General features: G+C 61.6%; 21 protein-coding genes and 1 tRNA gene. 15 read left to right on the top strand and 7 right to left on the bottom strand.

The window, feature by feature from the left end; translation table 11 throughout:
• Position 1: 1 nt before the first annotated feature.
• Together RE4_RS24360 and RE4_RS24355 are read right to left on the bottom strand one after the other, a co-directional pair.
• Positions 2–2,284, bottom strand: a complete 2,283-nt coding sequence (locus RE4_RS24360; RefSeq protein ID WP_019744571.1) for a carbon starvation CstA family protein — start codon at positions 2,282–2,284, stop codon at positions 2–4.
• A 111-nt stretch (positions 2,285–2,395) separates the two neighbouring features.
• On the bottom strand, positions 2,396–3,973 hold the full coding sequence (locus tag RE4_RS24355; protein WP_029255844.1) for an FMN-binding glutamate synthase family protein: 1,578 nt from the start codon (positions 3,971–3,973) through the stop codon (positions 2,396–2,398).
• Positions 3,974–4,062: 89 nt separating this feature from the next.
• On the opposite strand from RE4_RS24355, the gene RE4_RS24350 reads away from it, so the two are divergent.
• Both RE4_RS24350 and ychF read left to right on the top strand, forming a co-directional pair.
• A complete protein-coding gene (locus RE4_RS24350; RefSeq protein ID WP_020908510.1) occupies positions 4,063–4,566 on the top strand; it encodes a CD225/dispanin family protein in 504 nt (167 codons plus the stop codon).
• A 70-nt stretch (positions 4,567–4,636) separates the two neighbouring features.
• Positions 4,637–5,716 (top strand): redox-regulated ATPase YchF, encoded by a 1,080-nt coding sequence (gene ychF, locus RE4_RS24345; protein WP_019744568.1) that lies wholly within the window; start codon positions 4,637–4,639, stop codon positions 5,714–5,716.
• 16 nt (positions 5,717–5,732) lie between these two features.
• On the opposite strand, the gene RE4_RS24340 is transcribed toward ychF, so the two are convergent.
• A complete protein-coding gene (locus RE4_RS24340) occupies positions 5,733–6,695 on the bottom strand; it encodes a pseudouridine synthase (RefSeq protein WP_060939508.1) in 963 nt (320 codons plus the stop codon).
• Between the two features lie 188 nt (positions 6,696–6,883).
• On the opposite strand from RE4_RS24340, the gene RE4_RS24335 reads away from it, so the two are divergent.
• Positions 6,884–6,956, top strand: a tRNA-His gene (locus RE4_RS24335).
• Between the two features lie 300 nt (positions 6,957–7,256).
• Here the strand turns inward: RE4_RS24335 and RE4_RS24330 are convergent.
• Complete coding sequence (locus RE4_RS24330; RefSeq protein WP_060939532.1) at positions 7,257–8,321, bottom strand: glycerophosphodiester phosphodiesterase family protein; 1,065 nt, start codon at positions 8,319–8,321, stop codon at positions 7,257–7,259.
• A gap of 95 nt (positions 8,322–8,416) precedes the next feature.
• Positions 8,417–9,286 carry a PE-PPE domain-containing protein gene (locus tag RE4_RS24325; RefSeq protein ID WP_060939531.1) on the bottom strand — a complete coding sequence of 290 codons (870 nt, stop codon included), beginning with the start codon at positions 9,284–9,286 and terminating at the stop codon, positions 8,417–8,419.
• 107 nt (positions 9,287–9,393) lie between these two features.
• On the opposite strand from RE4_RS24325, the gene RE4_RS24320 reads away from it, so the two are divergent.
• From RE4_RS24320 to RE4_RS24290, 7 genes are all read left to right on the top strand, one after another.
• Positions 9,394–10,359 (top strand): L-lactate dehydrogenase, encoded by a 966-nt coding sequence (locus tag RE4_RS24320; RefSeq protein WP_019744553.1) that lies wholly within the window; start codon positions 9,394–9,396, stop codon positions 10,357–10,359.
• Between the two features lie 40 nt (positions 10,360–10,399).
• Entirely contained in the window at positions 10,400–10,786 is a 387-nt protein-coding gene (locus RE4_RS24315) for a phage holin family protein (RefSeq protein ID WP_019744552.1), read from the top strand.
• On the top strand, positions 10,783–11,148 hold the full coding sequence (locus tag RE4_RS24310; RefSeq protein WP_019744551.1) for a VOC family protein: 366 nt from the start codon (positions 10,783–10,785) through the stop codon (positions 11,146–11,148). Before RE4_RS24315 ends, RE4_RS24310 begins: the two co-directional genes overlap by 4 nt.
• A gap of 75 nt (positions 11,149–11,223) precedes the next feature.
• On the top strand, positions 11,224–11,718 hold the full coding sequence (locus RE4_RS24305; RefSeq protein WP_019744550.1) for an SRPBCC family protein: 495 nt from the start codon (positions 11,224–11,226) through the stop codon (positions 11,716–11,718).
• A gap of 32 nt (positions 11,719–11,750) precedes the next feature.
• Positions 11,751–13,079, top strand: a complete 1,329-nt coding sequence (locus RE4_RS24300; protein WP_060939507.1) for a WS/DGAT domain-containing protein — start codon at positions 11,751–11,753, stop codon at positions 13,077–13,079.
• A gap of 20 nt (positions 13,080–13,099) precedes the next feature.
• A complete protein-coding gene (locus RE4_RS24295; RefSeq protein WP_060939506.1) occupies positions 13,100–13,663 on the top strand; it encodes a mismatch-specific DNA-glycosylase in 564 nt (187 codons plus the stop codon).
• A gap of 53 nt (positions 13,664–13,716) precedes the next feature.
• Positions 13,717–14,067, top strand: a complete 351-nt coding sequence (locus RE4_RS24290; protein WP_020908500.1) for a hypothetical protein — start codon at positions 13,717–13,719, stop codon at positions 14,065–14,067.
• A gap of 60 nt (positions 14,068–14,127) precedes the next feature.
• On the opposite strand, the gene RE4_RS24285 is transcribed toward RE4_RS24290, so the two are convergent.
• Positions 14,128–15,825, bottom strand: coding sequence for a fumarate hydratase (locus RE4_RS24285; protein ID WP_003945198.1), 1,698 nt, complete (start codon positions 15,823–15,825; stop codon positions 14,128–14,130).
• Positions 15,826–15,939: 114 nt separating this feature from the next.
• Positions 15,940–17,061: a winged helix DNA-binding domain-containing protein gene (locus RE4_RS24280; RefSeq protein ID WP_060939505.1), complete on the bottom strand. Its 1,122-nt coding sequence runs from the start codon at positions 17,059–17,061 to the stop codon at positions 15,940–15,942.
• Positions 17,062–17,332: 271 nt separating this feature from the next.
• On the opposite strand from RE4_RS24280, the gene RE4_RS31685 reads away from it, so the two are divergent.
• The 5 genes from RE4_RS31685 (at position 17,333) to RE4_RS24260 (ending at position 21,438) form a co-directional block, all read left to right on the top strand.
• The gene (locus tag RE4_RS31685; protein WP_255246888.1) at positions 17,333–17,464 is read left to right on the top strand and encodes a hypothetical protein; all 132 of its coding nucleotides are present in this window, start codon (positions 17,333–17,335) and stop codon (positions 17,462–17,464) included.
• A gap of 348 nt (positions 17,465–17,812) precedes the next feature.
• Positions 17,813–18,817: an alpha/beta hydrolase gene (locus RE4_RS24275; RefSeq protein ID WP_060939504.1), complete on the top strand. Its 1,005-nt coding sequence runs from the start codon at positions 17,813–17,815 to the stop codon at positions 18,815–18,817.
• Positions 18,814–19,800, top strand: a complete 987-nt coding sequence (locus tag RE4_RS24270; protein ID WP_238077106.1) for an alpha/beta hydrolase — start codon at positions 18,814–18,816, stop codon at positions 19,798–19,800. Before RE4_RS24275 ends, RE4_RS24270 begins: the two co-directional genes overlap by 4 nt.
• A gap of 85 nt (positions 19,801–19,885) precedes the next feature.
• Positions 19,886–20,365, top strand: coding sequence for a VOC family protein (locus RE4_RS24265; RefSeq protein ID WP_042952467.1), 480 nt, complete (start codon positions 19,886–19,888; stop codon positions 20,363–20,365).
• 110 nt (positions 20,366–20,475) lie between these two features.
• Complete coding sequence (locus RE4_RS24260; RefSeq protein ID WP_223257893.1) at positions 20,476–21,438, top strand: ABC transporter substrate-binding protein; 963 nt, start codon at positions 20,476–20,478, stop codon at positions 21,436–21,438.
• Positions 21,439–21,571: the final 133 nt, after the last annotated feature.

The raw sequence follows: 21,571 nt of genomic DNA, 5'->3' as shown, positions 1-21,571 counted from the left end.
GTCAGTGCCCACCTCCGTGCGCGGCGCCGGGTGCCCGGACTTTCCCGGCTTTGATGAGCTCGTCCCATTCCTTCTGGATTTCCTTCTCCGCGGGCGTCGGAATGAAGCTTGCGGGACCGAAGATCTTCGACGGTTCCTCCGGGGACTCGGTGGTCGGCAGCCCACCGGCCCGGATTGCCTTGGCACATACGATGATCCCGGCGATGACCACGACGATCACCAGAGACGCGAAGATGATCGAGAGCGTGCCCTGAATGAAGGTGTTGCGGATGACGGCATCGATGGCCTCTGGAGTCTTCGCAGAACCGTGCGCCGTCTCACCTGCTGCCTTCGCATCCTTGAACACGTTGTGCTGAGCCCAGTAACCGATCGCGGGGTTGTCGGAGAAGATCTTCTGGTACGACGCGGTCATAGTCACGACCAGGTCCCACACCAATGGCACGCCGGGGATCCAGGCCCATTTGAACAGGCCCTTCTTCATGACGATCGTCATGACCACCGTCAGTGCGATCGCGGCCAGAAGTTGGTTGGCGATGCCGAAGAGCGGGAAGAGCGTGTTGATTCCGCCGAGTGGATCGGTGACACCCATGAGCAGGATCGCGCCCCACGCAGCGACCACGATCAGCGAGCACAGCCACGCACCGATGCGCCACGACGGGTCCTTGAACTTCTTTGCCGGACCGCCGAAGTTGCCGAGCGAGTCCGAGAGCATGAATCGAGCGACGCGAGTGCCGGCATCGATCGTGGTGAGGATGAAGAGAGCCTCGAACATGATCGCGAAGTGGTACCAGAACGATTTCAGCGAGTCGCCGCCGAAGACGTCGCTGAGCACTTCGGACATGCCGAACGCGAGCGTCGGGGCGCCGCCGGTTCTCGAGATGATCGATTCTTCCCCGACGGCCTCGGCTGCCTGCGTCAGCACGTCCGGTGTGATGGGGGCGGTGCCGAGGGGCAGATTGTTGACGTATTCGGCTGCGGTTTCCGGTGTTCCACCGGTCAGCGCCGCGGGAGCGTTGAGTGCGAAGTACAGGTGCTGATCGAGGATGCAGGCGGTGACCAGAGCCATGATCGCGACAAACGATTCGGTCAGCATGCCGCCGTACCCGATCATCTTGGTCTGGCTTTCCTTCTCTAGCAGCTTCGGCGTCGTGCCGGACGCGATCAGCGCGTGGAAGCCCGAGAGTGCGCCACAGGCAATGGTGATGAATAGGAACGGGAACAATGAACCGGCAAAGGCCGGGCCTTCGCCGTTGGAGGCGAACGGCGTCACTGCAGGCATGTTCAGCGCGGGTCGTGCGACCAGAATTCCGATGGCCAGCAATGCGATGGTGCCGACCTTCATGAACGTCGACAAATAGTCGCGCGGTGCCAGGAGCAGCCAGACCGGCAGCACCGAAGCGGCGAATCCGTACGCGATCATCAGCCACGCAATGGTGACCTTCGAGAGTGTGAACCAGTCTGCGCCCCAACCGGTATCGGCTACCCAACCACCGGAGACGATGGCCAGGAGGAGTAGGACGACGCCGATCAGGGAGACTTCGGAAACCTTGCCCGGCCGCAGATACCGCAGGTACACGCCCATGAACAGGGCGATGGGGATGGTCATCGCGATCGAGAACACACCCCACGGGGACTCGGCGAGCGCATTGACGACCACAAGTCCGAGCACCGCGATGAGGATGATCATGATGACGAACACGCCGATCAATGCGGCGACGCCGCCGACGAGGCCGAGTTCTTCGCGGGCCATCTGACCGAGGCTGCGCCCGCGGCGCTTCGACGAGATCCACAGGACCATGAAGTCCTGCACCGCCCCGGCGAACACCACGCCGACGATGATCCAGATCGTTCCCGGAAGATATCCCATCTGCGCGGCCAGGACGGGTCCGACCAGGGGACCGGCACCGGCGATTGCCGCGAAGTGGTGACCGAACAGCACCCGACGGTCGGTCGGCATGTAGTCGGCGCCGTTCTCCATGATCTCGGCGGGAGTTGCGACGTCGTCGCGGGGCTTGACGATCTTGCGTTCGATCAACCGCGCATAGAAGCGGTAGGCGATCAGATAGGTACAGATTGCGGCCAACACGAACCACACGGCGCTGATGTGTTCACCGCGGACGATCGCAATCATGTACCAGGAGCCCGCGCCGACCAGTCCGAGAACGAGGAAGACGACGCGCGCAGTGGTGGAAATGGGTGTTTTGTCGATGACGCCGACAGGTGGCAGGTCAGGATCGGTTTTCAGGTACTCGACATTTGGTTCCGGCGCAGTCGTCAAGCTCATCGTCGAACTCCGTCCACTAGTGCAGTGTGGCCGCCGTCACAGCGGGCCATCTGTCACTGTAGGACCAGACGGGTGAATCCGCGCGATCTGTGGCGCGGGAGTCGACCGGCGTCAGAATCGGTGAGCGTCGGCGTCGATCCAATCGGTGAGCCAGCTCTGCGGCGGGGAGTCGAGCAGTTCGCCCGGCATCAGCCAGTCGAACAGGTCGGCATAGGTACGCGTGGTGAGACCGTCGACGCGGCGGTTGAGCATTCCCGGTTGCAGTTGGTCGAACGAATCGATGCCCATCGACGCGATCATCTGTTGTGCGCTGGCGACAGTTGCCTTCTGGAAGCGGTAGACGCGCTCGCTCTTGTCGGGGATGTCGAGTGCGCGGGTGCGTGCCGGATCCTGAGTGGCAACGCCGACCGGGCAGCGGTTTGTGTGGCACATCTGGGCCTGAATGCAGCCCACTGCGAACATCATTGCGCGGGCAGCCATCGTGAAGTCTGCGCCTTGGATGATGCGTTTGACGATGTCGGAACCGCTCGCCACCTTTCCGGAAGCGCCGACTTTCACGAGAGCGCGCAGACCGGTTCCCACCAAGGCGTTGTGCACGAGCATCAGGCCTTCGGTCAACGGCATGCCCATGTGGTCCTCGAATTCCACCGGACCTGCGCCGGTGCCGCCTTCGGAACCGTCCACGATGATGAAGTCGGGCGTGATGCCGCGTTCGATCATCGCCTTGCAGATTCCGAGGAATTCACGACGCGAGCCGACGCACAGTTTCATACCGACTGGCTTGCCTCCCGACAGTTTTCGCAGGGTCGCGATGAAATCGACCAGTTCGACCGGAGTGCTGAACGCGGTGTGCGCGGGTGGCGAAATCACGGTCTGGCCGACGGGTACCCCGCGGGTTTCGGCGATTTCGGGTGAGACCTTGACTCCGGGAAGCACGCCACCCAACCCGGGTTTCGCACCTTGCGAGAGCTTGATCGAAATGGCCTTCACCTGATCGAGGCCGGCACGCTCGGCAAACCGGTCAGGATCGAATCGGCCGTCCTCGGTTCGGCATCCGAAGTATCCCGAGGCAATTTCCCAGATCAGATCGCCGCCGTGTTTGCGGTGATACGGACTGATCGCGCCTTCGCCGGTGTCGTGGGCGAAGCCGCCTTTGGCGGCGCCGGCGTTGAGGGCCTCGATTGCGTTGGCGGACAACGACCCAAAGCTCATCGCGGAGACGTTCAATAGAGCGATGTCGTACGGCTTCGTGCAATCGCGTCCGCCGAGGCGAACTCGCGGAACGGTGTCGGGGGCGGTCCGTGCGCGAATCGAATGCGTCATGAACTCGTAGCCGATCGCATTGACGTCGCGCTCGGTCCCGAAGGGCTCTTCCGCCAGTGTTCCCTTTGCCCGCTCGTAAACCAGATCTCGCGTTTCGCGATCGAATGGCATTCCATCGGTGGATGATTCGACGAAGTACTGCTGGATCTCCGGTCGAATCTTCTCGAGGAGGAATCGCGCGTGCCCCAGGACCGGATAGTTACGGAGGATGCTGTGGGACCTCTGAGTGAGGTCATAGGTGCCCATCGCCGCCAGCGCGAGAGTGACGACAGCGATCACCCACCATCCGGGCGAGGCGACAATTGCGAGCGCGGCGGTGCCGAGACCCACTATCCATATCAAGAGCACGATCAGCATCCGAGTCACCTCGAGAGCGTAGGCGCCCACTGTGACACGGCAGCGGTAAGTCTCCACTAGGTTCTGCGATAGAGAACCGAATCCGACTCTTTGGGGGAATGATGACCGAACCGCAATATCCGACCGACCCGCAGGATCCGAAGGAGCAGCAGTATCCGGCGGGCCAGCAGTATTCAGCCGGTCAGCAATATTCAGCAGGCCAGGAGTATCCGACGGGCCAGCAGTACCCAACCGACCCGCAGTACTCAGCCGGACAGCAGTATCCGACCGGTCAGCAGTACAGCGCGACCCAGCAGTACAGCGCCGCACCCACGTACGCGGCGCCCCAGTACGGTCCGCCGAAGTCCAACGCGGGATGGGCCGTCGCGTCGATCCTGTTCTTCTGGCCTATCGCGTTCGCCGCGTTCAACCATCTCCACGACATCTACCCGAAGTGGGCGATGGGCGATCACCAGGGCGCGCAGTACGCGTCCGAGCGGGTGAAGAAGCTCGGGCAGATCTCGCTCCTCATAGCCGTCATCTGCTGGGTGCTGTTCATCGCGTTCTACGTCATCTTCCTGGTTGCGATCGTGTCGTCCGTCGATTCGTATACCTACAACTGATCACCTGCCGCGACGTGACGGTGGGGCGAGTACCCGTCACGTCGCCGCGAGGCCGTAGAATCCACAGACCGTGAGCCTTACCCTCGGAATCGTCGGACTGCCCAACGTCGGCAAGTCCACCCTTTTCAATGCACTGACCAACAACGACGTGTTGGCAGCGAACTACCCGTTCGCGACCATCGAACCCAACGTCGGCCTGGTCGAGCTGCCCGATCCGCGGCTGCAGAAGCTCGCCGAGATCTTCGGCTCCGAGCGCATCCTCCCCGCGACCGTGTCGTTCGTCGACATCGCGGGAATCGTGAAGGGCGCGTCCGAGGGCGCAGGCCTTGGCAACAAGTTCCTGGCCAACATCCGTGAAGCGGACGCCATCTGCCAGGTAGTTCGCGTCTTCGCCGACGACGACGTCATCCACGTCGACGGCAAGGTCGACCCGGCCTCCGATATCGAGGTCATCGAGACCGAGCTCGTGATCGCCGACATGCAGACCTTGGAGAAGGCTCTCCCGCGTCTGGACAAGGAAGCTCGCAAGAACAAGGAGCTCAAGCCGGCGCACGACGAGGCACTCAAGGCCCAGGCCTTCCTCAACGAGGGCACGACGCTGTTCAGCGTCAAGGACAAGCTCGACTTCTCGCTGCTGCGTGAGCTGAGTCTGCTCACCACCAAGCCCTTCCTGTACGTCTTCAACGCCGACGAGTCAGTGCTCACCGACGCAGCGAAGGTTGCGGAATTGCGCGCATCCGTCGCACCGGCCGACGCTGTGTTCCTCGACGCGAAGGTCGAGCAGGAACTCCTCGAGCTCGACGAGGAAGACCGCCAGGAAATGCTCGACTCGATCGGTCAGACCGAGCCGGGCCTGCACGCTCTCGCGCGCACCGGCTTCCACACCCTCGGACTGCAGACCTACCTGACGGCTGGTCCGAAGGAAGCTCGCGCCTGGACGATCCACAAGGGTGACACCGCGCCCCAGGCTGCCGGCGTCATTCACACCGACTTCGAGCGCGGCTTCATCAAGGCTGAAATCGTGTCCTTCGACGACCTAGTCGAGGCGGGTTCCATGGCCGCAGCCAAGGCTGCAGGCAAGGTTCGCATGGAGGGTAAGGAATACGTCATGGCCGACGGCGATGTGGTGGAGTTCCGCTTCAACGTCTAAATCCGGCTTCTGGTCCTCACCCCACGGGCAACTCGCTGAGCGTCCGACGTGTCACAAACCGCCGCGCTCTCCCAGTCAACGGGTCGGTGAATTCGAGTTCCCTCGCGAGCAATTGGAGTGGGAGGGAATGATCGTCCGGGGCGTCGGGAAGCAGGTCGGGGTATCGCCGGTCGCCCAGGATCCCGGCGCCGAAAGCTGCCAGATGCACCCGTAACTGGTGCATCCGTCCGGACTGCGGACGTAGAACCGTGTGCAGCACAGCACGTCCGGAGGCGCTCACGCCCATCCCTCGCGCCTCGATCGTGGTCTCGGAGTTGGGTTCACGGCTGTCGTCGACGACGACCCGCAACTCGCCGCGTCGAGCTTCGATGTGGTTGCGGTAAACGAGAGGGACGTCGAGCGCTGGCGCATCCTGGCCCCACCGGGACGGTCGCGCCGACACCGCCTCGTAGACCTTCGTGACCTGCCGCTTCTCGAACAGTGACTGGTACGCGCCGCGCGTCGCGGGGCGGGCCGAGAACATCACCACCCCTGCGGTGCCGCGGTCGAGTCTGTGGATCGGGGTCAGATCTGGGTTGTCGAGACGAACCCGCAGTCGGACGAGCGCCGACTCGCGGAGGTAGCGCCCGCTGGGGGTGGTCGGGAGAAAATGTGGCTTGTCGATGACGACGAGATCGTCGTCGATGTGCAGGATCTCCTCGTGGAACGGCACGGGGTCCTCCGCCGGCAACTCACGGTAGTACCAGACGAACCGGTGCGCGCTGAGTTCTGTGCTCCGGCAGATCGACTGGCCGTCGATACCCACGAACTCGCCGTCGTCGAACCGCCGATACAGGTTTTCGGCGTCCAGATGGTCGAACTTGGCTACGACGTACTCGGCGATCGTCGTCCACGGCCCAGAGAGCGGGATGCGTAGGCGCGTCGGGCCAACCCCGTTCTTGACGGGCAGCGGTGGGGACATGGACACACAGGTAATCATCCCATCGACTGCTGGTCAGCGGTGATTCGGTGCGGCCTTGCCGGAGACGTCCCCGCGGGGACGTGGGGACCAACTCGGAGCGGTGATCACCAGAGATCGTCGAGTCGGAAAATCAGTAGCGCGGACCCCGGAAGGCTCCGTATGGTTTCGACACACACGATCGCGGTCGAAAAGCACTGCGGTCCATACCTTCTGTAGCTCAATTGGTGAGAGCACCCGACTGTGACTCGGGCGACGGCGGATCGTAACCGCCCAGAGGGACTCAGTTCAGATACGGCTGACGTGAGGACTCTAGGCGCAGAGACCGGCAGCCCTTTGCCTGCACAGTTGTCGAACGAGCCTCAGCCGGTATTCCCTGAATCGCCGAACAGCATTCCAGTCACCCGCCATTTCCGCGTCGGCAAGTAGGTATTCGCAGTTGTCCAACTGATCCTTCAAAGACATCATCAGAATTCACCTCCGATCACCCGAGCAAGTACCTGTCCAGGATGCGTCCGGCGACACCCCGCGGACATCGGCCGAAGTACCTGTTCAGGTACCTGCTTCGGTGCGCGGTGGAGGTTACTTCTTGACCGCAGGCGCTGGTAGCGGCATACCGCGCTCGGACAGGACGGCGCGGAGACGGTCGGGGAAATCGGTGATGATTCCGTCGACACCCAGGTCTATGAGGGCGTGCATGGTGGCGGGATCATCGACGGTCCACGGGATGACCTTCATGCCACGCGCATGTGCGCTCGCGATCATGTCGGCTGTCGGGTACAAGGCGAAGCCGGGGTCGCCGACCTTTCCACCCTGGGGAGTTCCTTGGACAGGGGAGTACGCGGAGGCGCCGAAGGTTGCCACCGCCGAGATGCCGTCGCCACCGAAATCGTCGATGTCCAGACCGCCGAGCCACGGTGACGCTCCGTCCTTGCCTACCTGGAGAAAGTCACCGTTGGTGAGCGCGACCACGGGCACACTCGGCGCGAGTTGACGGGTGAGCATGAGCGAGCCCCAGTCGAAGCTCTGAATGGTGACGCTGTCCAACAATCCGGCTGCCCGGATCGTATCGAGGACTACAGAGACGAACTGCTCACGCGGGGCGGTCTCGTGGGGCGCTCCCGCTTCCACCTTGGTCTCGATGTTGAGCTTGATTCCGGGTGCGTTGTACGACTTCACCAGAGCGAGCACTTCTTCGAGTGTCTGCATATTCGCTCCCGGAACATTTTGCTGCTCAGGGTATCCGGCAAGGGGGAGCGTGCCACAGTCCATGGTCTTGATCTGTTGCAGGCTCAGCGTGTTGACGAATTTGCCGACGTACGGGAACTCCGGGTCGCCGGTAGTGGCGGGCTCGGTGTCGAGGCATTTCTTGTTCGAGATCTTACGATCGTGCGTGACGACAGCGATCCCGTCTTCGGTGATCTGGGTATCGAGTTCCAGTGTGCTGACGCCCATTTCGAGAGCATTGGAGAACGCGGCCAGGCTGCTCTCCGTGTACAGGCCGAGCCCGCCGCGGTGGGCTTGGACGTCGAACGTCGAAACCGGCTGGGGTGCTGAACTACCGAACGAACCGGACCAGTCGAGACTGCCGGTTGGCGATGCGCCGGCCGGGGTCGCCAGGGCGGTGAGGGGGAGTGCGACGGTCACGGCGGCACACGACAATATTCTGCTCAGTTGCATGAAAGGAACGTAAGGGCGTCGAATGGCTCGCCGGGGTTCGTTAGGTAAACTAACGGTAAAGGTCAGGCTGCGTGAACGCGCTGCTCGACGCCGTTCGCCTGGACCTTCATCCACGACGCCAGAAGCTCGCACCCGGTCAGTCCGCTCTCGTCGAGAGGTTCGATCGCGTAGCTGATGTGTCTACCGCCGCGAGGGTTCTCGAGCTGAAAGCGGTTCAGGTTCAACCGCGTCGGCAGATAGCCGAGGACTTCGAGGAACGCGGTGCGAATGCGTCGTAGATCGGTGCGCCATTGTTTCGGACTGAAACGAGTCTTCTGCGCATTCTGGAAAGCATTGCTACGAAGTAGTTCCCAAACTTTTTGTGCCCACACGCGTGCCTGGGAGAAGGACATCCAGCGCGTCAAGTCTGCGATGTCGCGAATGTAGCTGTCGTCGCTGGCATTACAGATCATGTCCTGTGGGTGCCCGATCCACTTGACCGGAATCCACGGCTGGACTTCGGGTCCGTCGCCGGCAACTCCGTGTCCCTCGCAACCTTCGATGACGCCGGTCGGTTGTTGTGGATCGGAGATCAATCCGACTCCGATGATGTTGGCGCCGTTCAGCGTCGGAGAAGTCGTCGGAGAAGTAAATGTCGGAAGAGCCGCGCGGATCACGGTGCATCCCTGTGAGTATCCGATCAGCATGAGTGGGCCGTCTGTCTCTGCGATTGCGGTCGAGAGGGCCTTCACACCCATCGCGGTGCTGTGCCGAAAGCTCAGGCCGCCGTCGGCGACCGGGCCGTACGAAGCGGGATAGGCGACCCAGCGAGAATCGAATCGACTGTCGAGTTCGTCGGTGACGGCACTGAGGAGTCCGCGCACACGGTCGCCGTGGTCGCCGACGTGGGATTCGCCGGTGCCGCCAACTGCAAGAACGGTTACCTCAGCCATGCCAGCGATGATCCACGTCAATTCTGAGAGGTCGGCTTCCAAACCCTGAGAAGAGACTGGCAATCCGTTGTGCTGCGAAATCGTTATCGAGCGAGCACCATTTACCCATGACGACGCCGAATCGTTCATCCAGGCGAAAAGTGTCCGTTGTCGGTGCGGGAAGCGTCGGCACTGCGATTGCGTACGCGTGCTTGATACGCGGATCAGCCGACGCGCTCGCCCTCTACGACACCAACAGTGCAAAGGTCCGCGCCGAAGTTCTCGATCTCAACCACGGCACCCAGTTCACACCGCCGTGCACCGTCGAGGGAGGTGATGACATCTCGGTCACCGCGGGATCCGACTTGGTCGTCGTCACCGCGGGCGCAAAACAGCATCCCGGCCAGTCGCGGCTCGAACTTGCCGCGGTGAACGTCAAGATTGCACAGACTCTGACCGAACAACTATTGGCGGTGTCACCGGACGCGGTTCTACTCTTCGTCACCAACCCGGTCGACGTGGCGACCTACGCAGCGATCCAGGCTGCGGGACCGTCGTACCGCAGCCGAATTTTCGGATCGGGGACGGTGCTCGACACGGCCCGATTGCGATTCCTGCTGGCCACCGAACTCGGAGTCGCGGTCGAGAACGTCCATGCCTTCATCGTCGGCGAGCATGGGGACTCCGAGATTCCGCTCTGGTCGAGCGCAACCATCGGCGGGGTGCCGGCAACCTCGTTCGTGGGACCGTCGGGCGGCGTCCTCGGCCCCGACTTACGCGCGAATGTCGCGAAGTCTGTGGTCGAGAGTGCTTACGAGATCATCGAAGGAAAGGGTGCGACCAACCTCGCCATCGGATTGTCGAGCGCATTCATCGCGGAAGTCGTGTTGCGGGACGAACAACGGGTTCTTCCGGTATCGACCTTGCAGACCGGTGTCCACGGACTCGAGCGCGTTTGCCTGTCCCTTCCCACGATGGTCGGTCGTGCGGGTGCCGGTCGAGTCCTCGAGGTACCGCTTTCAGAAAAAGAGGCTTCGGGGCTCCGATCTTCGGCCCGTACATTGCGAGAGGTGCAGGAATCTCTGGGATTGTGAATATCTGTTCTGCTCGATTTCCGACATATAGGATCAACAAATGATCAGCTTCCTGATTCGCGCCGCGATCTTCCTGGGTTCTGCCGCTGTCGGGCTTCTTGTTGCGTCGTTGATTCTTTCGGGCTTCTCGGCGCCCACATCCGGATTCATCGTTGCGGTCGTGATCTTTGCGATAGCGCAGTCGGTCCTGGCGCCGTTCATCGCGACAGTGGCAAAGCGCCACGCACCAGCATTTCTCGGCGGAATCGGATTGGTGTCGACGTTTGTCGCTCTGTTGGTGGCGTCGCTCTTCTCCAATCTGTCGATCTCCGGTGTCTCGACGTGGATTCTGGGAACAGTCGTCGTGTGGCTGGTAACAGCACTTGCGACGCTGGTGCTTCCGTTGTTGTTCGTGCGTAAGAAAGTTCAGGAGAAGAAGGCTCAGTGACGCGTCCGAACATCGGTATGGACTACTCAGTCTTGGACTGCCCGGATCCGGCTGCATTGGCCAACTTCTACGTCCAGGTCCTCGACTGGAAAAGCGTTCGGGACGAAGATGATTGGCACGTGATCGAAGGACCCGCCGGCGAGCGGCTCGCGTTTCAGCTTGCTCCGGATTTTGTTCCGGTCGACTGGCCGACATCCGGCGTCGGAATCCATCTGGATCTGCTCGTCGATTCTCTCGACCCCGCGGAGGCTTGGGTGATCAGCCTGGGTGCGCAGCGGGTGACCGGCATCCCGGAGCATCAGACTTTCCGCGTCTACCGCGACCCGGTCGGTCACCACTTCTGCCTGTGTCTGCGCGACTGAGTGTCGACTCGCCCCGATCTCGTCGACCGTGGATAATTCCGAACACTTGTCACGCCCGAGAATTGGAGATCGACGATGGCTTCGCAGAATTCCGACGAATTCCTGGTAGAACGTACGACGATCGTCAAGGCAGAAGCATCGGTCGTCTTCGCGTTGATCAACGATTTCCACCAGTGGACGCAGTGGTCGCCCTGGGAAGGTCTCGACCCGGCAATGCAGCGCACGTACGCGGGTCCTGACGCGGGCGTCGGGGCTTCGTACGCCTGGGCCGGAAACAAGAAGGCAGGCTCCGGTTCGATGGTGATAACCGAATCCGTCCCAGACGAACGCGTAGTTTTGGACCTGGCCTTCCTCAAGCCGTTCAAGGCACAGAACGTCACCACCTTTCTCATCTCTCCGAATGCCGGTGCCTCTCCCAATGCCGGTGAAGTTCAGGTGACGTGGAAGATGACTGGAAAGAAGAATCTGTTCTTCAAGATCTTCGGTTTCATCTTCAGCATGGACAAGCTCGTCGGAAAGGATTTCGAGAAGGGCCTGTCCCAGCTGAAAGCTGCTGCCGAAAAGGGCTGACGAGCCGGTGGTACCGTCTCCCGGTGTTACGGATGACGCCCACCGATGCCCAAACTTTCTGGATTTCGGAGAAGATCCCCAACGATCAACTACTGCTCTACTGTTTCGACGGGCAGAGCCAGTCGATCGACGAGCTACGACGCTCGGTGGTGGAACGAGCGTCGCTCATTCCGGATCTCAATGTTCGGATTCGTGAATCACCGTGGCATCTCGACTATCCGCTCTGGGATCCCATGCCGGTCGATGCCTCGTTGGTGAGAGTGCATGAGCTGCCGGATGACTCGTGGCCATCGTGTATTCACGGAATCGAAAAGCTTCTCGAAAACCACGTCGACCCGCGTGAGTCCCCGTGGACGCTTCACCTGTTCCACGGCGTCACCGGCGCGCCGCGTTGTAGCGGCCCGGCGCTGATCGCAGTTCTGCAGGTCGCTCATTCTCTGGCGGACGGCAAATGCGCGTCGGCGATTGCTCGCCAGCTGTTCTCGCCGCAACCGCCCGCGCAGCAGAAGACGGACGTGCGGCGTAGCGGATCAGCCGAGATTCTGGGCCGCGCCGCCCTGCGCCTTCCGGGTCAACTTGTTTCGCTGTTCCGCGACGGCCGGGCGGGGCACCGAGCGCAGTTACAGCTGCAGGCGGACACCGAATCGGGAGTTGTTGCGCCGCAGGCGGCGAGCCGTCCCAAGGTGCGCTCCAACATCCCGCCTGGACCTCACCGACTGGTGCGCATGGTCGTGCGGGACAGCGCAGATTTCCGTGGCGACGGCGTATCCGTCACAGTCGGAGCGATGACAGCCATCTCGCTGGCGATGGCGAATTACCTCACCGAGCGAGACGGCTCGGTACCGCCGGAACTGGGGGCTGAGGTGACCATCGCCAAGGCGGGTACACCCACGGCGCGCAACCACTTCCGCAATGCAGGTGTCGGACTGTTCCCGGATGTCGATGACCTCCGTGAGCGAGCCCAACTGATCAAGGAGTCGATGGACGAGCGCCGCGCACGGGCATCCCATCCGTCCAGCGCAGCGTCGGATCTCGCGCTGAACGCGGTTCCCGGCCCGCTGGTCCGTTGGGGCGTGCAGCAATACGATTTCACGGCGGTGCCCGACGAGGTCACCGGCAACACCGTGGTGTCGAGTGTCGCGCGCGGTGACGCGGATCTGGTGCTCGGAGGCGGCGTCGTTCGGTTCACAGCGGGCTTCCCGAGTTTGTCACCGGTCATGTCGTTGACCCACGGCGTACACGGGATCGGGGACACGGTGACGATCAGCATCACCAGCAGTCCGGCCTCGATCCCGGACATCGACGTGTACGAGCAGATGATGCACGACGCGATCGACGAGGTACGCGAAGCGCTGTCGTGACGGCCTGATGTACTGGCAGCATGGGATTCACGCGCGCCGAACTGGAGTCTTTCCGAGACGCCGAGATCGAGGATCTGATCGGGCCGAATTGTCGTCTGTTGTTCGTCGGTATCAATCCGGGACTGTGGACGGCGGCGACGGGCGCGCATTTCGCCAGGCCGGGTAATCGGTTCTACCCGGCACTGCTGAGGGCAGGCATCATCGAGCGTCCGATCGATCCTTCCGCGGGTATGTCGGACGCTGACACGCAGCACCTGATCGATCGCGGCGTCGGTATCACCAATCTCGCCGTTCGCGCGACGGCCAGAGCCGACGAGTTGAATGCAGAGGAACTTGCCGCCGGAGGAGTGCGGGTGCGGGCAGTCGTGCGTTCGACCAAACCGAAAGTGGTTGCCTTCGCCGGAATCACCGCCTATCGCACTGCTTTCGCTGACAAACGAGCCAAAGCGGGGCGGCAGGATCAGCCTTTCGAAGGTGCCGCTCTGTGGATCGTGCCCAATCCCAGTGGGCTGAACGCACACGAGACGGTGGATACGTTGGCCGCCAAATACCGTTCTGCTGCAGCCGAAGCCGGGATATTCTGACAGGAACTCTCAGTTCCGTTCGCCTGGAACGAAGTACGGGATAGAGTGATCGTATGTCTGTTCTTTACAATATCTTTGTAGTGATTCACCTACTCGGTATGGCTGCCCTGGTCGGTAGCTACTTCACCGTCCTCAAGGCTCCTTCGATCACCGAGGTCATGGTGTGGGGTGCCAGGATGCAGTTCGTGTCCGGCCTGATCATCGTCGGCTTGGGCGAAGGCGCGCTGGACAAGAACTACATTCACGCGAAAATCGCTGTGAAGCTGGTGCTTTCGCTGGTGATCGTGGCGCTGGCCGAGATCACCCGGGCGAAGCAGAAGAAGGGGCAACCCAATCCGAATCTGGTGCACGTCGTCGGCGGGTTGTCGATCGTAACCGTATTCGTGGCCGCGCTCTGGACCTGACAAAGACACAAAAGAGCCCCGGCGATCGAAACTCGCCGGGGCTCTTTGCTGTTGACGCGTCTACAGGCCCGGACGCTTGCCGATCGTCAGGGTCACTTCACCGGTGTGGGCGAAGAAGTCGTTGCCCTTGTCGTCGACGACGATGAACGCGGGGAAGTCCTCGACGTCGATCTTCCAGACGGCTTCCATACCCAGTTCGGCGTACTCGAGGATGTCGACCTTCTTGATGCAGTCGAGTGCCAGGCGAGCCGCCGGTCCACCGATCGATCCGAGGTAGAAACCTCCGTGGGTGTTGCAGGCGTCGGTAACCTGCTTGGAACGGTTTCCCTTGGCCAGCATGATCATCGAGCCACCGGCGGCCTGGAACTGCTCGACGTACGAGTCCATACGGCCGGCCGTGGTCGGGCCGAACGAACCGGACGCCATACCGTCGGGCGTCTTGGCTGGGCCGGCGTAGTACACCGGGTGATCCTTGAGGTACTGCGGCATCTCTTCACCTGCGTCGAGACGCTCTTTGATCTTGGCGTGCGCGATGTCGCGTGCCACGACGAGCGGACCGGTGAGCGACAGACGAGTCTTCACCGGGTGCTTGGAAAGCTCGGCGAGGATCTCGGCCATCGGCTTGGTGAGGTCGATCTTGACCGCAGCACCCTTGCCGGTACCCGAAATGCCATCGGTCTCTTCGTCGAGCTGAGCGTCCGTGACCTCGGGCAGGAAACGGCCCGGGTTGAATTCGAGCTGTTCCAGGAACACGCCCTCCGGCGTGATTTTGGCCTTCGCCTGTCGATCGGCCGAGCACGACACCGCAATGGCGACGGGCAATGAAGCGCCGTGGCGGGGGAGTCGAACGACGCGGACGTCGTGGCAGAAGTACTTGCCGCCGAACTGTGCGCCGATGCCGATCTTCTGCGTGAGCTCGAAGACCTTCTTCTCGAGTTCGTGATCGCGGAAGCCGCGGCCCGTGATGGCGCCTTCGGTGGGGAGTTCGTCGAGGTAGTGCGCGGACGCGTACTTGGCTGTCTTCATCGCGAACTCGGCCGACGTGCCGCCGACGACGATTGCAAGGTGGTACGGCGGGCAGGCAGCGGTACCGAGCGAGCGGATCTTTGCCTCGAGGAACTGCATCATCGAGTCGGGGTTCAGGATCGCTTTGGTTTCCTGGTACAGGTAGGACTTGTTGGCGCTGCCGCCGCCCTTGGCCATGAAGAGGAACTTGTACGAGTTCTCATGTCCGGCAGCAGTATCGGCGTACAGCTCGATCTGCGCGGGCAAGTTGTTGCCAGTGTTCTTCTCGTCCCACATCGTGATGGGGGCGTTCTGCGAGTAGCGCAGGTTCAGACGCGTGTATGCGTCATAGACACCGCGGGCAATGGACTTCTCGTCGTCGCCGGGGGTGAGTACGTGCTGTCCACGCTTGCCCATGACGATGGCGGTTCCGGTGTCCTGGCACATCGGCAGAACGCCGGCAGCGGCGATATTGGCGTTCTTGAGCAGGTCGAGCGCGACGAACTTGTCGTTGTTCGACGCTTCGGGATCGTCGAGGATGCTCGCGAGCTGCGTCAGGTGATCCGTGCGCAGGTAATGAGAGATGTCGTGCAGCGCCGTTTCGGTCAGCAAGCGCATCGCTTCCGGCTCGACCTGAAGGAAGGTGCGGCCGTCCGGTCCCTCGACTGTCGACACCCCTTCGGTGGTGAGCAATCGGTACTCGGTGGTGTCATCACCGATCGGCAACAGGTCCTCATAGAGGAAGTCGGCCATCATCTCTCCTGAACAAGGGTGCGTGCGAAGGTCGCATTCAGGTTATCGTTGGGGGTTTCCTTCTCCGAATCGGGGCGGGTGTGAGCTGGAATTATCCGGATGCCACTGGCTCGATCAAGATACTTCGACCAGTTCGGAGAGCTCGACGCCGCGAAATTCGGCAAGTATTTCGGCCTGCTCGGCCACTGCTGCACGGGCCGATCGTGACCACGTTCCCCACGGGGTGATCGCGACCTTCAGCTTCTTTCCGGACGCCCGCGGTCGCCACAGTCCGGTGATCGTGCCGCCGACCGCCACCGTGCCCGGTCGCCCGAGGGTCGGCCACACCGTCTTCTGGGCGGCCGGATCGGGCACCAGGGTCTCCCGATCCTTGAGCTGTACATACGGATCGAAAGGCCCGAGCAAGCGCGTACTCGAATCGGAGGGGGAGCCGAGCAGGTCTTCGCGGTCTTGTTCGAGAATCCACCGCTTCTCGCCGTTCACCTCGATCTCCTCGGTATCGACGGGCCAGTGGGCTTTGACGTCCTTGACCGGGGCATCGAGAAACGACGCGACGTGAGCAGGAGTGGCGGGGCTGTAGAAGCGCAGATACCCGCGAATCACGTCGAAGCGGGGATCGGCGTCTGAACCTGAGGCTGTGTACGGGCGTCGGCGCCAACCCGGAATGCGTTCGAGCACTGGGGGAGATGTGCCCGGCTGTAGCTCGAGGCCTGCCTGAAGTGCCGCGAGCCGGAACGGCATCTCGTACAGATGAGTGGCGTTGCACGGGCGGCAGAATCTCAGAAAGGGCTCGGTGACCCGCGTGGTCAATTGCGCGGACATCTCGCCCTTGACGGTTGGTTTCGAGACGATGTCCCGCATCGCAGTAGCAACTGTTTGCAGGGCACTCAGCGTCGGGATGCCGGCGGCCTTCAGGGGCCGATTCGCGTCGTAAATGCGCTTGGCTGCATCAGCCTCGCTGAACGGCGACGTGGCGACGGCGATGGCAGGCAGGTCGCCCCGACGGTAATAGTGGGGAGCGCCGCGCAACGTCCAGGCGAGAGCGAGCTCAGTGACGTCGCCGCGGACGCCGCGGATCCGCAGGGCCCAGGCGGCTCCGTCAGGTCCGGTGTTCTGAATCCCGAGATCGAGAATGCTGCAATCGCTGTGATCGGCGTCACCGGCAGCCGCTCGGTCGAGTTGATGGCGGTGCCACCGGAAATTAGCCACCTGCGTGAGTGAGGTTGCGCTAGACATGATTTCAGTTTACTGGTGGGTAACCGCAGGATTTGGGACAGTTGATCAATGAGACGACAGAATCGGTGAAATTCGACCGATTGGCCGGAATTTTTTCAGTAGCAGACCTTATTAGTCGAAATAATGACCCCATTGTCGGAATCCTTTGCCAACTGGTCGTTCGTATGATTACTGTTACCCACGTCACGGATACATTACAGATGTGACGCAGCTGTCACAGCACTGTCGGGTGCTTTGGGTAGCTGACCTCTGACTTCTCTAGGAGATTCACATGGGTTCACTGATGTCGATCGTCGAACTTGCACTCAAGGGCCTCGGCTCGGTCGGTGCCGGCGACCAGTTGTTCGAAACCTTCATCGGTTCGGTTCAGACGAACACGGGCAGCCTCAAGCCCCTCCTCTGATCCTGCTCGCTGGAATCGGATCGTTCGACCACACAACTTCCGCTCGGGTGACCGAGACCTAAACAACTGTAGGAGTTTTCATGGGATCCTTCGAAATCGTGGGGAACGTCATCACGGCTGTCAACAACGTCGGCACCGCATTCTTCAATTCGCTGACCGAGCTCAGTGGCGGCACGGTTACGCCCAAGTAAGCGTCGTCTGACGAGAAAGGCTCACGCACTCGGTGCGTGAGCCTTTCCGTGTCGATCGGAACTAGGTCGACCGGATCGAGTTTTTCCGATCACGTCGGGTTTGCCTCTTTCAGCCGGTACCGTTCGAAAGGTTCCGCTGCCGAAGAGAGTGACCCGGATGATCGAGACTCGTGCTTTGCGAACGGTTTTCCGCGTCTTCGTGGCGTTGGCCACGGCAGTATGTGGGCTCCAGCTCCTCACGGCACCGGGTCACGCTCAGTCGGTGGACAGCAGGCTGGTCGACATCTCGGTGTACTCACCGTCGATGGGGCGCGACATTCCGTTGCAGGTCTTGCGGCCGGCTGATACCTCCACGCCCGCTCCGACGCTCTACCTACTCAATGGAGTGGACGGAGGAAAAGACGACGCGACGTGGTCGGTGCGGACCGATGCACCGAAGTTCTTCGCGGACAAGCACGTCAACGTGGTCACCCCTCTCGGTGGAGCATTCAGCTACTACACCGATTGGGAGCGGCCGGACCCCGGCCTCGCAAAATCCGGCAACAACAACGGGGTCAACATGTGGACCACGTTCCTGACGGAAGAACTACCGCCAGTCATTGATTCGACGTTCGGGACGACCGGCGAGAACGCACTTGCCGGCTTGTCGATGGCAGGCACGTCGGTACTGGATCTGGCTATGGCGGCGCCCGCGCTGTACAACAGTGTCGGGTCCTTCAGCGGGTGTGCGATGACGAGTCCAGGCATCGGTCAGGACTTCGTGAAACTCGTCGTCGCAGTGGGTGGTGGCAACGCGGAGAACATGTGGGGTCCGTACGATGGCCCGGGTTGGCCGGCTCACGATCCGGTTGTCAACGCGGACAAGCTACCTCGAATCCCGATGTACATCACTACCGCAACCGGGATTCCGGGTCCGTACGACACGCTTGCCGATCCACGGATCGACAACGACGTCAGAGATTTGGCGTTGCAGCTTGTACTCGGTGGCGGAATCGAGGCGGCAACTCACTACTGCACCACCCAGCTTGCGGACAGGACGAACGCATTGGGTATGAACAACATTCGCTACAACTTCAAGCCGGCAGGAACGCATTCATGGGGATACTGGGAAGACGACTTACACGACTCGTGGCCGATGATCGCCGCGTCGCTCGGCGTGTGAGGCCCCATCGAGCAAGCCTTCGAAGCGTCGTTCTCGTCGGCGCGCTCGCCTTGATTTCACTACTTGCGTTGCCCTCGACCGCGCTCGCCGACGAGACCCCGAAGATAACGAGTGTCACCGAACTGTCTTCGCGCTTGGTTCTTCTCGACGTCGCGAGTCCCGCCATGGGGCGCACCATGCAGGTGAAAGTACTGCTTCCTGCCGACCGCTCGGAACCGCGCGGGACGCTGTATCTCCTGGACGGCAATTCCGGGCAGATCGAAGAGAACAACTGGCTGGCTCCGGCTAACGGCGATATCGTCCCGTTCTTTGCCGACAAAAACGTGAACGTCGTACTCCCCATCGGTGGAACCGGCACCATGTACACCGATTGGCAGGAAGACCACCCGAAATTCGGTCGTCTGAAATGGGAGACGTTCCTGACGAAAGAGCTTCCCTCACTGATCGACACGAGGTTCGCAACCAACGGGCACAACGCAATCGGCGGGATCTCGATGGGCGCAGAGGCCGCGCTGATCCTGGCCCAACGCTCGGCCGGGTTGTACGACGCGGTCGCGGGCTACAGTGGCTGCTACACAACCGTCGGAGGATTCGGCAAGGCGTTGACCGATCTTGTGGTCGTCAACGGAAATGCCCGTTCGGAGCAGATGTGGGGTCCGGCCGGCAGTGAGGCTTGGCAAGAGCACGACATTTTCGCCAATGCCGACAAGCTGCGCGGCACCAAGGTGTATCTCGCCTCGGGATCGGGACTACCAGGCCCGCACGAAACTCTCGATACTCCTGCCCTGGGCCGGGTACTGGTCGTTGGCGGGGTCATGGAACTGGGATCGAACCTGTGCACCGACCAGATCACGCAGGTGTTGCGCGATCGCGGAGTCGATGTCACCCGCAGCGCTCAACCGGTGGGGACGCACGGTTGGCCGTACTGGCGCGACGAACTCGTTCGCTCCTGGCCGATGCTCGACTCTGCGTTGTCGGCTTGAGTAATTCCTTGCGATGAGTTTCCGCTTCGGGCCGGGTCTATAACCCTGTACACCTGATTCGTAACCTCATCGACAAGGACAGAACATGCCTTCCATCACTCCCTGTTTGTGGTTCGACAACCAAGCAGAAGAAGCAGCGAACTTCTACATCTCGGTGTTCGGTTCCGGGCAGATCCTGGGAATCGAAAGATACGTCGAGGGATCGCCTTCCGGAATGCCGGCGGGATCGGTGATGACCGTCAGCTTCGAGCTCGGTGGTCAGCGATTCACCGGATTGAACGGCGGACCGATGTTCACGTTCTCGGAAGCAGTGTCGTTCGAGATTCCGTGCGTCGATCAGGCTGAGGTCGATCACTACTGGTCCAGGCTGACCGAAGGTGGGGAAGAGGGCCCGTGTGGATGGGCCAAGGACAAGTTCGGATTGTCCTGGCAGGTAGTCCCGAATCGTCTTCTCGAACTGATGAAGGATCCGGATCGGGCCAAGGCACAACGCGCCACGGACGCGATGATGAAGATGAAGAAGATCGACATCGCGGAGCTCGAACGGGCCGCAGGCGCATCCTGAACACGATCTGGCCGATGGGCGACAGTCTTCGTTAGCTGATGCTAGCCTTCCCTAATTCTCGCTGGAGCGTTGGAGGAGTGCTGGTAACCATGCGAATCAAAGTCTCTCGAATGAAGATTGCAGTCACGGCCTTGGCGGCCTCGCTCGCCGTCGCCGGGCTTGCCGGCTGCAGCAGTGACAGCGCTGACGCACCCGCGGAGGCGGGAGCAACCGTCTCGACCATGTTCGGCGACGTCGAGGTCCCGGCCAACCCGCAGCGCGTCGTCGCGCTCGGTTGGTCGGACGCCGAGACGGCACTTGCCCTCGGAACACAGCCAGTCGGTGTCGCGGACTGGATGGCGTTCGGTGGCAAGGGCGTCGGACCCTGGATTGCGGACGAGTTCACCACAGACCCGAAGATCCTCGGAACCATGGACCTGAGCATCGAGGACGTCATTGCTCTCGACCCGGACCTGATTTTGTGGACGAGAAGCGACAACACCCAGGCCACCTACGACAAGCTCAGCGCCATCGCGCCGACGGTCGGGCCGCCCCCGGGTCTGGCCACTGCGTACGGGACGACGGTCGAGCAGCAGACCGAACTCGTCGCGAAGGCTCTCGGCAAGGAAGCAGAAGGAAAGGCGCTACTGTCCGGCCTCGACGCCAAGTTCGACGCTGCAATTGCCGCCAATCCGAGCTTTGCGGGTAAGACAGCGGCCGTCGGCGCCTACAGTTCCGATGGTTACGGCGCGTACGTACCCGGCGACGCACGCGCAGACTTCATGACGCGCCTCGGCTTCACGATCCCGACGGCGATCACCGAAAAAGCCACCGGAAACTTCTACATCCCGGTCGCCAACGAGAACCTGAACTTGTTCGACGCGGATCTCACGGTTCTGTTTCCGATCTTCCTCGACAGCAGTGCGTTTGCGAACGATCCGCTGCTGCGCGCAATCCCGTCGGCCCAGGAGGGACATCTGTTGATCCTCGATGACCCGGCACTCGTCAATGCGTTCTCGAGTGGCTCGGTACCGGGGTTGACCTACGCAATCGACAACGCCGTTCCGAAGTTTGCGAGCACGCTCGGCGCCTGATCAGAGGTGTTTCGGGACCTGCCCGTCACTGTGAGCGTGTTCGCAAACAGTGGCGGGCAGTTCTCGTGCGTCAGTACACTGGAAAAAGTGAACTTTCAGCTAACGAGCGGCGGCCCAGTGGAGATCGCTCCAG

Origin of the sequence: Rhodococcus erythropolis NBRC 15567 (genome assembly GCF_001552595.1) — a bacterium.
GTDB classification, from domain to species: Bacteria; Actinomycetota; Actinomycetes; order Mycobacteriales; family Mycobacteriaceae; genus Rhodococcus_F; species Rhodococcus_F erythropolis.
The sequence above is the reverse complement of the archived record's forward strand: the minus strand, read 5'-3'. Positions and strand labels throughout refer to the sequence as shown.

What these genes read in the sequence shown, in the direction of transcription:
- RE4_RS24260 (WP_223257893.1), top strand. Translation starts at nt 20,476, where the DNA reads ATGAAGATTGCAGTCACGGCCTTGGCGGCCTCGCTCGCCGTCGCCGGG.
- RE4_RS24350 (WP_020908510.1), top strand. Translation starts at nt 4,063, where the DNA reads ATGATGACCGAACCGCAATATCCGACCGACCCGCAGGATCCGAAGGAG.
- RE4_RS24360 (WP_019744571.1), bottom strand. Translation starts at nt 2,284, where the DNA reads ATGAGCTTGACGACTGCGCCGGAACCAAATGTCGAGTACCTGAAAACC.
- RE4_RS24320 (WP_019744553.1), top strand. Translation starts at nt 9,394, where the DNA reads ATGACGACGCCGAATCGTTCATCCAGGCGAAAAGTGTCCGTTGTCGGT.
- RE4_RS24295 (WP_060939506.1), top strand. Translation starts at nt 13,100, where the DNA reads ATGGGATTCACGCGCGCCGAACTGGAGTCTTTCCGAGACGCCGAGATC.
- RE4_RS24340 (WP_060939508.1), bottom strand. Translation starts at nt 6,695, where the DNA reads ATGATTACCTGTGTGTCCATGTCCCCACCGCTGCCCGTCAAGAACGGG.
- RE4_RS24325 (WP_060939531.1), bottom strand. Translation starts at nt 9,286, where the DNA reads ATGGCTGAGGTAACCGTTCTTGCAGTTGGCGGCACCGGCGAATCCCAC.
- RE4_RS24315 (WP_019744552.1), top strand. Translation starts at nt 10,400, where the DNA reads ATGATCAGCTTCCTGATTCGCGCCGCGATCTTCCTGGGTTCTGCCGCT.
- RE4_RS24275 (WP_060939504.1), top strand. Translation starts at nt 17,813, where the DNA reads ATGATCGAGACTCGTGCTTTGCGAACGGTTTTCCGCGTCTTCGTGGCG.
- RE4_RS24305 (WP_019744550.1), top strand. Translation starts at nt 11,224, where the DNA reads ATGGCTTCGCAGAATTCCGACGAATTCCTGGTAGAACGTACGACGATC.
- RE4_RS24265 (WP_042952467.1), top strand. Translation starts at nt 19,886, where the DNA reads ATGCCTTCCATCACTCCCTGTTTGTGGTTCGACAACCAAGCAGAAGAA.
- RE4_RS24285 (WP_003945198.1), bottom strand. Translation starts at nt 15,825, where the DNA reads ATGGCCGACTTCCTCTATGAGGACCTGTTGCCGATCGGTGATGACACC.
- RE4_RS31685 (WP_255246888.1), top strand. Translation starts at nt 17,333, where the DNA reads ATGGGTTCACTGATGTCGATCGTCGAACTTGCACTCAAGGGCCTCGGC.
- RE4_RS24290 (WP_020908500.1), top strand. Translation starts at nt 13,717, where the DNA reads ATGTCTGTTCTTTACAATATCTTTGTAGTGATTCACCTACTCGGTATG.
- RE4_RS24280 (WP_060939505.1), bottom strand. Translation starts at nt 17,061, where the DNA reads ATGTCTAGCGCAACCTCACTCACGCAGGTGGCTAATTTCCGGTGGCAC.
- RE4_RS24300 (WP_060939507.1), top strand. Translation starts at nt 11,751, where the DNA reads ATGACGCCCACCGATGCCCAAACTTTCTGGATTTCGGAGAAGATCCCC.